This is a genomic window from Brevundimonas sp. MEB006b (assembly GCF_030209705.1).
Classification (GTDB): domain Bacteria; phylum Pseudomonadota; class Alphaproteobacteria; order Caulobacterales; family Caulobacteraceae; genus Brevundimonas.
Genome location: NZ_JARVRL010000005.1, coordinates 357,787 through 368,226, shown reverse-complemented (window position 1 = coordinate 368,226; position 10,440 = coordinate 357,787). Strand labels below are relative to the sequence as shown.

12 protein-coding genes are annotated in these 10,440 nt (G+C 65.5%); 11 read left to right on the top strand and 1 reads right to left on the bottom strand.

Going from position 1 to position 10,440, the window contains the following annotated elements; genetic code table 11:
* Positions 1–12: 12 nt before the first annotated feature.
* The 7 genes from QRN13_RS08185 to QRN13_RS08155 all read left to right on the top strand — a co-directional run bounded on the left by QRN13_RS08185 (position 13) and on the right by QRN13_RS08155 (position 6,518).
* Entirely contained in the window at positions 13–615 is a 603-nt protein-coding gene (locus QRN13_RS08185; protein ID WP_284877529.1) for a riboflavin synthase, read from the top strand.
* On the top strand, positions 615–1,751 hold the full coding sequence (gene ribB / locus QRN13_RS08180) for a 3,4-dihydroxy-2-butanone-4-phosphate synthase (protein ID WP_284877528.1): 1,137 nt from the start codon (positions 615–617) through the stop codon (positions 1,749–1,751). The genes QRN13_RS08185 and ribB overlap by 1 nt, the downstream gene beginning before the upstream one ends.
* Positions 1,748–2,209 carry a 6,7-dimethyl-8-ribityllumazine synthase gene (gene ribH, locus QRN13_RS08175; RefSeq protein ID WP_284877527.1) on the top strand — a complete coding sequence of 154 codons (462 nt, stop codon included), beginning with the start codon at positions 1,748–1,750 and terminating at the stop codon, positions 2,207–2,209. Before ribB ends, ribH begins: the two co-directional genes overlap by 4 nt.
* Complete coding sequence (gene nusB, locus QRN13_RS08170; protein WP_284877526.1) at positions 2,206–2,730, top strand: transcription antitermination factor NusB; 525 nt, start codon at positions 2,206–2,208, stop codon at positions 2,728–2,730. Before ribH ends, nusB begins: the two co-directional genes overlap by 4 nt.
* Positions 2,730–3,719 carry a thiamine-phosphate kinase gene (gene thiL / locus QRN13_RS08165; protein WP_284877525.1) on the top strand — a complete coding sequence of 330 codons (990 nt, stop codon included), beginning with the start codon at positions 2,730–2,732 and terminating at the stop codon, positions 3,717–3,719. Before nusB ends, thiL begins: the two co-directional genes overlap by 1 nt.
* A gap of 42 nt (positions 3,720–3,761) precedes the next feature.
* Positions 3,762–4,193 (top strand): hypothetical protein, encoded by a 432-nt coding sequence (locus tag QRN13_RS08160; protein WP_055753609.1) that lies wholly within the window; start codon positions 3,762–3,764, stop codon positions 4,191–4,193.
* Positions 4,194–4,370: 177 nt separating this feature from the next.
* Positions 4,371–6,518 (top strand): sodium-translocating pyrophosphatase, encoded by a 2,148-nt coding sequence (locus QRN13_RS08155; protein ID WP_055753608.1) that lies wholly within the window; start codon positions 4,371–4,373, stop codon positions 6,516–6,518.
* Between the two features lie 78 nt (positions 6,519–6,596).
* Here QRN13_RS08155 and QRN13_RS08150 read toward each other — a convergent pair whose 3' ends face one another.
* The gene (locus QRN13_RS08150; RefSeq protein WP_017503908.1) at positions 6,597–7,076 is read right to left on the bottom strand and encodes an outer membrane protein assembly factor BamE; all 480 of its coding nucleotides are present in this window, start codon (positions 7,074–7,076) and stop codon (positions 6,597–6,599) included.
* A 91-nt stretch (positions 7,077–7,167) separates the two neighbouring features.
* Here QRN13_RS08150 and QRN13_RS08145 point away from each other — a divergent pair, with 91 nt between their 5' ends.
* From QRN13_RS08145 to QRN13_RS08130, 4 genes are all read left to right on the top strand, one after another.
* Positions 7,168–7,692 carry a ubiquinol-cytochrome C chaperone family protein gene (locus QRN13_RS08145; protein WP_017503907.1) on the top strand — a complete coding sequence of 175 codons (525 nt, stop codon included), beginning with the start codon at positions 7,168–7,170 and terminating at the stop codon, positions 7,690–7,692.
* Positions 7,693–7,697: 5 nt separating this feature from the next.
* Complete coding sequence (locus QRN13_RS08140; protein WP_284877524.1) at positions 7,698–8,216, top strand: YceD family protein; 519 nt, start codon at positions 7,698–7,700, stop codon at positions 8,214–8,216.
* 139 nt (positions 8,217–8,355) lie between these two features.
* Positions 8,356–9,399, top strand: coding sequence for a phosphate acyltransferase PlsX (gene plsX / locus QRN13_RS08135; RefSeq protein ID WP_240893665.1), 1,044 nt, complete (start codon positions 8,356–8,358; stop codon positions 9,397–9,399).
* On the top strand, positions 9,396–10,373 hold the full coding sequence (locus QRN13_RS08130) for a beta-ketoacyl-ACP synthase III (RefSeq protein WP_284877523.1): 978 nt from the start codon (positions 9,396–9,398) through the stop codon (positions 10,371–10,373). The genes plsX and QRN13_RS08130 overlap by 4 nt, the downstream gene beginning before the upstream one ends.
* The last annotated feature ends 67 nt before the right edge of the window (positions 10,374–10,440 follow it).

The following is a 10,440-nucleotide window of genomic DNA, read 5'->3' as shown; positions in this document are numbered from 1 at the left end:
TCCCGAGTCCAAATGTTCACCGGCATCGTCACCGACATCGGCCGCGTCCGCGAGGTTCGCGAGACCGATCGCGACCGCCGTTACGAGATCGAGACCGCCTGGAACACCGACGGCATCGACCTGGGCGCCTCCATCAGCCACGCGGGCTGTTGCCTGACGGTGACCGAAAAGGGCCACGATGCACGGGGGGGCTGGTTCGCCGTCGAGGTGTCGAACGAGACCCTGTCCAAGACCACCTTGGGCGCCTGGAAGACCGGCGACGGCGTCAATCTGGAGCGGGCCGCCAAGCTGGGCGACGAGATGGGCGGCCATGTCGTGTCCGGCCACGTCGACGGTCTTGGCCAGGTGATTTCGATCACGCCCGAAGGCGGATCGCACCGGATCGAGATCGAGGCCCCCGCGCCACTACATCGCTATATCGCCGCCAAGGGGTCGATCACGGTGGATGGCGTGTCTCTGACCGTAAACGCCGTCGAGGGTCAGGTCTTCTCGCTGAACATCATTCCGCATACCTGGGACGTGACGACCCTGGGTCGCTTGAAAGTGGGCGATCCGGTCAATCTGGAGATCGACATGCTGGCGCGATACCTCGCGCGGTGGCAGGAGACCGCCTGATGCAAGCCCAGGCCGCCAATATGAACGACAGCCCGATCAGTCCCATCGAGGACATTCTGGAAGACGCCCGCAACGGCCGTCCCTACATCTTGGTGGACGCCGAGGACCGCGAGAACGAGGGGGACATCATCATCCCCGCCCAGTTCGCAACGCCGGACCAGATCAACTTCATGATCCGCCAGGCGCGCGGATTGGTGTGCTTGGCCCTGACCGCCGAGCGGGCCCAGCAACTGCGTCTGCCGCCCATGGCTGCCGACAATCGCGAGAGCATGAAGACCGCCTTCACTGTCTCGATCGAGGCCAAGGACGGCGTTACGACCGGCATCTCGGCCGCCGACCGCTCGCGCACCATCCATGTGGCGACCGACGCGTCCAAGGGCATGGACGACATCGTCTCGCCGGGACACATCTTCCCGCTGGTCGCGCGCGACGGCGGTGTTCTGGTCCGCGCCGGCCACACTGAGGCGGCCGTGGACATCAGCCGCATGGCCGGCCTGACGCCCGCCGGCGTGATCTGCGAGATCATAAAGGACGACGGCGAGATGGCGCGGATGCCCGATCTGGTCGCCTTCGCCCAGTTGCACGGGCTGAAGATCGGCACCATCGCCGACCTGATCGCCTATCGCCGCCGCACCGAACGCTTCGTCGAGCGGATCATGGATACGCCGTTCGAGAGCGTTCACGGCGGCCCGTTCCGCCTGATGCTGTACAAGAACACCATCGAGGGCGCCGAGCATGTCGCTCTGGTCAAGGGGCGCATCGATCCGGCCAAACCGACCTTGGTGCGGATGCACCAGGTGGACTTCGCCTGCGACCTGCTAGGCCACGTCGAGGCGCGCCAGGACTATGTGCCCAGCGCCCTGAAACAGATCACCGAACATGACGGTCCCGGCGTCGTTGTCTTCCTTCGCGATCCGTCGCTGAACTCGCTGGCCGAACGACTGGCAGGCGTGGACAAGCCGGCGGCGATGGATCGCTCGCTGCGCGCCTATGGCGTGGGGGCCCAGATCCTGCTGGACCTGGGCGTCAAGGATATGATCGTGATGAGTTCGACGCGACCCGAACCGACTGCGCTGGAAGGCTACGGCCTGCGCATCGTCGGCTGGCGCGACATGGATGGAGAAATAAAGGCGTGACCGAAGCCCCCCGTATTCTGATCGTTGAGGCGCGCTTCTACGACGACCTGGCCGACGCCCTGCTTGAAGGGGCCAGGGAGACGCTGAAGGCGCGCGGCGCCGACTTCGACGTCATCACCGTGCCTGGCGCGCTGGAGGTGCCGCCGGCCATCGCCTTGGCCGAGGAGGCCGGCCGCTTCCCGACCGCCCCCCGCTATGACGGCTACGTCGCCCTGGGCACGGTCATCCGTGGCGAGACCTACCATTTCGAGATCGTCTCCGATCAGTCGGCGGCCGGCATCATGGCGCTGGGCGTCAAGGGCGTCATCATCGGCAACGGCATCCTGACGACCGAGGACGAAGATCAGGCTTGGTATCGGGCCCGTCTTTCGGAAGGGGATAAGGGCGGCGGCGCGGCCAAGGCGTGCCTGGACCTCATTGCATTGAAGAAGCGGTTGCGTCATGGCGTCGGCGCATGACTGAACCGAACAGCGTCAAAGCCGTCCTCGAACAACTCGCCGAAGCCGAAAAGCAGCGCGCCGAGCCCAATCTGAGCTCCAAACAGCGTCGCGCCCGCACCGTGTCGCGTCTCGCCGCCGTCCAGGCTTTGTATCAGATGGAACTGGCGGGCGAGGGCGTGGAGACGGTGATCACCGAATTTTCCAACTTCCGCTTCGACGCCGACATCGAGGGCGAGGCCCTGGCTGAGGCCGACGAAGCCTATTTCGCCGACATCGTGCGCGGCGTGATCGAAAGCCAGCGCGACATCGACGCCGCCATCAAGGCGCGTCTGGCCTCCAACTGGAAGCTTGAGCGGATCGACGCCACCCTGCGCGCCCTGCTGCGGTCGGGCGCCTGGGAGCTGATCAAGCATCCCGAGACGCCGCGCGAGGTCGTGATCGACGAATATGTCGAACTGGCCAAGGCTTTCTTCGACGACGCCGAGGCGCGCTTCGTCAACGCGGCGCTGGACGGCGTATCCAGAGACACGCGCAAATAATGCCGGCGCTCGACGTCGCGGGCGAGTTCGAGACGATCGAGAGGCTGTTCAAGCCCCTGGCCCATCCCGAATGGGGCAGGGGGCTGGCCGACGATGTGGCGGTGCTGCCGTCACGCCCCGGCTGTGACCTCGTCTTGACCAAGGACGCCATCGTCGAGGGCGTGCATTTCCTGCCCGACGATCCGCTGGACACGGTCGCCAGGAAGCTGCTGCGAGTGAACTTGTCGGACCTTGCCGCCAAGGGCGCTGGGCCGTTCGGCTATCTGCTGGCCTGCTTCTGGTCCGAACGCTGCGGCTGGCCCGAGCGCGAGGCCTTTGCTTCCGGGCTGGCCGAGGATCAGGCGCGGTTCGGCGTCCATCTGCTCGGCGGGGACACGGTCAAGACTCCTGGCCCGCTGTCCTTCTCGCTGACGGCCCTGGGGTGGGCGCCGACGGGCAAAGCCGTTTCTCGCGCAGGCGCGCAGGTCGGCGACCTCGTCTTCGTCACCGGCGTGATCGGGGACGGGCTTCTGGGGCTCAAGGCGGCGCAAGGACAACTGGCTCTGTCGCCTGAGCGGATGGAGGCCTTGGTCAGCCACTACCGGATGCCGACGCCCCGGACCGACTTCGCCGACATCGTGCGCGAGTTCGCCACAGCATCCGTCGATGTGTCGGACGGCCTGGCTGCCGATCTGGGCCACGTCGCGCAAGCTAGCAGGGTCGGCGTGTCGCTCAATCTCAACGTCCTGCCCCTGTCCGCGGCGGCCCAGGCCTGGTTCGACGATCGGGTCGATCCGCAGCTGTCTTTGGAAGACCTGGCTAGCGGCGGTGATGACTATGAGATCGCCTTCACCGCACATCCGCGCCACGAGGACGCCCTGCGTCGCGAGGCCGAGCGCCGGCTGATTCGCCTGACCCGCGTCGGCGAAGTCACCGCTGGACAGGGCCTGACGGTTCTTTACGACGGTCAGCCCGTGCCGATGGCCAAAAACGGCTGGACCCACGGCTGACGCGGCAAGGGAATCCTAACGCCCGTCCGGCAGGGTGTCGTTATGGACCGTAGAACCCTGATCGCCTCCGGAACCGCCGCCCTGACCGGCGCCGCCGCCAGTCGCGCCGCCGCCTCCGCCAGCGAAACCGAGTCTGCGCCTGCGGCCCTGAGCATCGCAGGCCTCGGCCTGCCTGTCATCGAGGGCGGGCGTTTGCGGAACTACGTGTTCGTCGCCCTCAGGCTTGAACTGGGCGCCGGCAAGACCGTCGAACAGATGAAGCCCAAGGAAGCCTTCTTCCGCGACGCCGTCGTCCGCGCGGCTCACAAGACGCCTTTCACCGTGCCCGGCGACTGGACACGGCTGGACGAGCGGGCCCTGTCCGCGTCGCTGGTGGCGGCGTCTGCGGCGATCTCGGGTCGCGGTTCCGTCCGACGCGTCGAGGTCGTCAGCCAGTCGCCGCGTCGCCGCACGGGCATGCAGACCGCTCGCTAAACGGGCTGACCGACCGCTGTTGCGTCACTCCGCCTGCCATGACAGGCTCCCTTGGCAAATCCCAAAGAACGCACTGACGCGTTCGCCGCGTGCGGGGGGACCGGAAGGCGGACAGAGGCGATAACGCCCGACCGCGCCAAGGCCTGCGCGCCTGTTTGCAAGGGCATGGAAACGCCAATGACGAACTCACTTACGCTGGTCTTCGCGGCCGGTGTGCTGGCGGTGCTGTATGGCGCCGCGCAGACCGCCGTGCTGATGAAGGCGAGCACTGGCAACGACAAGATGCGAGAGATCGCCGCCGCGATCCAGGAAGGCGCCTCGGCCTATCTGAAGCGGCAATATCTGACCATCGGCATCGTCGGGATCGTGATCCTGATCGCCGCCTACTTCCTTATCGGAATCTATGCCGCCATCGGATTTCTTATCGGGGCCGTCCTGTCCGGTGCAGCCGGCTATGCCGGGATGCTGATCTCGGTGCGGGCGAATGTCCGCACGGCGCAGGCCGCGTCCGAAAGTCTGTCCAAGGGGTTGAACCTGGCGTTCCGCTCGGGCGCCATCACCGGCATGTTCGTGGCGGGCGGCGCCCTGATCGGGGTGTCAGGCTACTACATCGTGCTGACCCAGCATCTGGGCCTGGCCTCGACAGGCCGCGAGGTGATCGACGGGCTGGTGGCGCTGGGCTTCGGCGCCTCCCTGATCTCGATCTTCGCGCGCCTGGGTGGCGGCATCTTCACCAAGGGCGCCGACGTGGGCGGCGACATGGTGGGCAAGGTCGAGGCGGGCATTCCCGAGGACGATCCTCGCAACGCCGCGACCATCGCCGATAACGTCGGAGACAATGTGGGCGACTGCGCCGGCATGGCGGCGGACCTGTTCGAGACCTATGCCGTGACGACGGTCGCGACCATGGTGCTGGCCGCGATCTTCTTCAGGGGGCAGCCCTATGTGGATCTGATGATGGTGCTGCCGCTAGCGATCTGCGCGGTGTGTATTGTCACCTCCATCATCGGCAGCTTCTTCGTGCGGCTGGGCAAGTCCAACAACATCATGGGCGCCCTCTATCAGGGGCTTATCGTCACCGGCGTCCTGTCCATCGGCGCGGTCTGGTGGGTGATCGATCAGATGGTGACGGGGCCGATCGTGACGGCCAGCGGTCTGGAGATCCAGCCGATGGCGCTGTTTTGGTCCGGCATGGTCGGTCTGGCGGTGACGGCGGCGATCGTGGTGGTGACCGAATACTACACCGGGTCCGGCTTCCGTCCGGTGCGATCGGTCGCCAACGCCTCGGTGTCCGGGCACGGCACCAACGTCATTCAGGGCCTGGCCGTCTCGCTAGAGGCGACGGCGCTGCCCGCGCTGACGATCATCGTCGGCATCGTGGCCAGCTTCCAGCTGGCCGGCCTGTTCGGCATCGCCATCGCCACGACGACCATGCTGGGCGTGGCGGGAATGATCGTGGCGCTCGACGCCTTTGGACCCGTGACCGACAACGCCGGCGGCATCGCCGAGATGGCCGGTCTGCCCAGCGACGTGCGGCATTCGACGGATGCGCTGGACGCCGTGGGCAACACCACCAAGGCCGTGACCAAGGGCTACGCCATCGGTTCGGCGGGCCTCGGCGCGCTGGTGCTGTTCGCCGCCTATACGTCGGACCTGCAGTATTTCTCGGCCAATCCGGCGGACTATCCGTTCTTCGCCGACATGGGTCCGATCGCCTTCGATCTGACCAATCCCTACGTCGTCGTCGGGCTGCTGTTCGGGGGACTGCTGCCGTTTCTGTTCGGCGGCATGTCGATGATGGCGGTGGGACGGGCCGCCGAATCGGTCGTCGCGGAGGTCCGACGCCAGTTCCGCGAGAACCCCGGCATCATGACCTATGAGGTGAAGCCGGAATACGGCCGGGCGGTCGACATCCTGACCAAGGCGGCGATCCGCGAGATGATCGTGCCGTCGCTGTTGCCGGTGCTGTCGCCGATCGTCCTGTTCGTCGCGGTGCTGGCCATTTCGGACAAGGCGAACGCCTTTGCCGCTCTCGGCGCCATGCTGATGGGCGTGATCGTCACCGGCCTGTTCGTCGCCATTTCGATGACATCAGGCGGCGGCGCCTGGGACAACGCCAAGAAGGTGATCGAGGAAGGCTTCACCGACAAGAACGGCGTCGTCCACGGCAAGGGCTCCGAAGCCCACAAGGCGGCCGTGACCGGCGATACGGTGGGCGATCCCTACAAGGACACGTCGGGTCCGGCGGTGAACCCGATGATCAAGATCACCAATATCGTCGCCCTGCTGCTGCTGGCGGTGCTGGCGAGCGGGACCATCGGCTAGGCTCAAATACCCAGCCCTTATGAAAACGCCCCGGAGAGCGATCTCCGGGGCGTCTTTGCTTTGGGGAGATGAGCCGCCTCAGTCGGGGCGGCGTTGGCCGGGCGTGTCATCCTCGGTGCGTGGCAGTTGGCCACGACCGACGTTGCCCAGCAGTTGCTCCAGAACCGTCAGCTCACGACCGCGCGTCGGCGTCTCGTTGCGGTTCATGGCGATCTGCTCGCCGTCCGTCAGGCCCAGGGTGCGTACCGAAGCGACCTGATCGCCCTGAGGCACGAAGGTGATCTCCGTCACGGTGCGGGTCGAAACCTTGGGCAGGTTGTAGGTGTATTTCTCGGTCGTCTGGCTGATGTAGTACCAGACCTGATCCGGCTCGAACGTCGAAGTGGTCGAAGGCGAACCCAGCTTGGCGAGGACGGTTTCCTTGGTGTCCGTACCGGCGACCACGTCTTGCGGCTTGGCGTCGATGGCCTGGAAGCCGTTGGAGCCGATGGTCGGGGCGCAGGCGGCGGACAGGCCGGCCAGCGAAACAGCGACGAAAAGCGGGACGAAACGGGACATGGTCGGGCGCCTGCGAGAGAACAAGGTCTTTGACCTAGACGGACCTGCGTCCTAGTTCAACGGCGCGGCGGAAAAGGGGCCGTTGGAACCCATGCTGAAAAACCTGTTCAAACCCCGATCCGGCGTCCGTCTCGGCGACGATCTTTACGCCAAGGCCGTCAGCCAGGCCCGCAATCCGGCCTTCTACACGCGCCTGGCGGTCGATGACCGCATCGACGCGCGATTCGAACTTTACACGCTGCATGTGCTGTTGCTGGTGCTGCGGCTGCGCGATGAGAACACAGCTCAGGGCCAGGATGCGGCTCAGGCGGTCTTCGACGTCTATGTCTCGGCGCTGGATCACGTCCTGCGCGAAGAAGGCGTGGGAGACGTCGCCGTCGGCAAGAAGATGCGTAAGCTGGGCGAGGCCCTCTACGGCCGGATGAACGCCTATGAGCAGCCGCTGCGCGCTGGCGATGCGGCGGCTCTGGCGGAGGCGATGGCGAAGAATGTCTATGCGGATCCGCAAGCGCCCCATGCGGACACATTGGCGCGCTATGCGCTGACGACACGCGCAGCCCTGGCGGCGCAGGATTTCAACAAGGTGCTGGCGACGCCGGCCTGGGCGGAAGTTTGAACGAGATGAGCGCGACGCTCCCCTACAGTGAAACGGTGCGGGTCAATCAGATCGGCGCGGGCCTGAGCCGCCGGCTGGAGCCGGATGCAGACACTCGCAAGCGAATCGCCCGCAGCCTCGATCTTCAGGGGCTGGACGATTTCGCCGTCGATCTAGAAATCAAGCCGACGCCGTCAACCAGCGAATGGACGATGAAGGGCAGGGTGACCGCACATGCGGTGCAGACCTGCGGCCTGACGCTGGAGCCCTTGCCAGTCGATGTAAATCGCCGGTTCTTCATTCAGCTTGTCGAAGCCAAGCCAGAGGAAACCGACGAGATCGAGGTCACGCTGGATGAAGAAGACGCCGACGTGATCGAGGACGGCAAGATCGACCTGGGCCAGTACGCGGTCGAGCAATTGGTGCTGTCGCTTGATCCGTTCCCGCGCAAGCCGGGCGCGGAGTTCGTGCAACCTGAGGAGCCGACGGAGATTTCTCCGTTCGCGGCCCTGAAGGCGCTCAAGTCCAAAGACGACCAAGGCTGAGGTTGACGTAGGGGCCGGGTGGTTGCATCCCCCGGCGTCGGCGCTATCGTCCAGCGCATCCTGCCAAGCGTCGCGCGACAAGACGACGCGGCCACAAGAGGTCCATTTGCCAGCCCCAGTTACGATCTCGCTTGACGCCATGGGCGGCGATCACGGGCCCTCCGTCGTCGTTCCCGGCATCCGCAGCTATATCCGGACCCATGACGGGGAGGGAGTTCGCTTCCTGCTGCATGGCGACGAAGCCAAGATCGCGCCGGAACTGGCGCGTTGCGGACTGGCGGCGGACGTCTGCGAGATCCGCCACACCGACAAGGTCGTGGCCATGGACGAAAAGCCGGCCCAGGCCATGCGCCGCGGCAAGGGCTCCAGCCTGTGGAACGCCATCGAGGCGGTGAAGACGGGTCAGGCCGGTGGCGTCGTCTCGGCCGGCAATACCGGCGCCCTGATGGCGATCTCGAAACTGATTCTGCGGATGTCTGCGCCCGGACTTGAGCGTCCGGCTATCGTCGCCAGCTGGCCCACCTTCAAGGGCCATACGGCGGTTCTGGACGTCGGCGCCAACATCGGCAGCGATGCGGAGCAGCTGATCGAGTTCGCCATCATGGGCGAAGCCTTCCAGTCCGCAGTGCGCGGCATCGCCCGCCCGACAATCGGCCTCCTAAACGTCGGGTCCGAGGACATGAAGGGCAACGAACAGGTCAAGGAGGCGCACGCCATCCTGCGCGACGGGCCGTTCGATCTGAACTATCACGGCTTCGTCGAGGGCGACGATATCGCCAAGGGCACGGTGGATGTGGTCGTGACAGACGGCTTCACCGGAAACATCGCGCTGAAGACCGCCGAAGGCACAGCGCGCTATATTTCCGCCCTGTTGAAAGAGGCTTTGACCTCCAATCTGCAATCCAAGCTGGGCGCCGTCATCGCCATGCCGGCGTTGAAGAAAATGCGCCAGAAGATCGACCCCAGCGCCATCAACGGCGGCCCCCTGTTGGGCCTGAACGGTATCGTGGTGAAGAGCCATGGCGGCGCTGACGCCAAGGGGTTCGGCAATGCGATCCGCATCGCTGTCGATCTGGCCCGCAGCGACTATATGAGCAAGGTGGGGGACAACCTGGGCAAGCTGGACGCGGTGTTCGACCATGCCGCCAAGCCCGCCGCAGCCGTGGGAGAACCCCTCCAGTGACCGTCACCCGCAGCGCCGTGACCGGCGTCGGCTCTTACCTGCCGGATGAGATCGTCACCAATGCCGACCTGGCCAAGTTCGTCGACACATCCGACGAATGGATTCAGGAGCGCACCGGGATCAAGCAGCGTCACAAGGCGCGTGATGACCAGCCGACCAGCGATCTGGCGGTCGAGGCCGCCAGGAAGGCGCTCGCCGACGCGGGCAAGGCGGCGTCCGATGTCGACCTTATTATCGTGGCCACCACCACGCCCGACATGACCTTCCCGGCGGTCGCGTCGATCGTCCAGGCCAAGCTGGGCGCGGGCGTCGGCATTGCTTTCGATGTTCAAGCTGTCTGCTCCGGTTTCGTCTATGCGCTCAGCGTCGCTGACGGCTTCGTGGCGCGCGGTCTGTCGAAATGCGCCCTGGTGATCGGGGCCGAGGAGATGACGCGGCTGATGGACTGGACCGACCGGACCACCTGCGTCCTGTTCGGCGACGGGGCCGGTGCCGTGGTGCTGGAACCGCGCGAAGGGCAGGGGACATCGGACGACCAGGGCATGTTGGGTTTCGCCTTGCGCGCTGACGGATCCAAGACAGATCTTCTCTATGTCGATGGCGGCCCGGCGACGACGGGGACCGTTGGCCATCTGCGCATGGCCGGAAACCAGGTCTTCCGTCATGCCGTCGTGAATATCGCAGAGGGCATCACCGCCGCTTGCGCCGTCGCCAACATCCAGATCGCGGATGTCGACTGGTTCGTGCCGCACCAGGCCAATCAACGAATCATCAAGGGCGTCGGCGACCGGTTGGGTCTGGATGAGAACAAGGTGGTCTCCACCGTCGCCACCCATGCCAACACCTCGGCCGCCTCGATCCCGCTGGCGCTGGATGCTGCGATCCAGGATGGACGGATCAAGAAGGGCGATATGGTGCTGCTTGAAGCCATGGGCGGCGGCCTTACCTGGGGCGCCTGCGCGCTTCGGCTCTAATCGACATCGAGGCATTGATTTTTCGGGGGCTTTGCGCCCCTATGGATGCGAGCGGATCGCATGACAG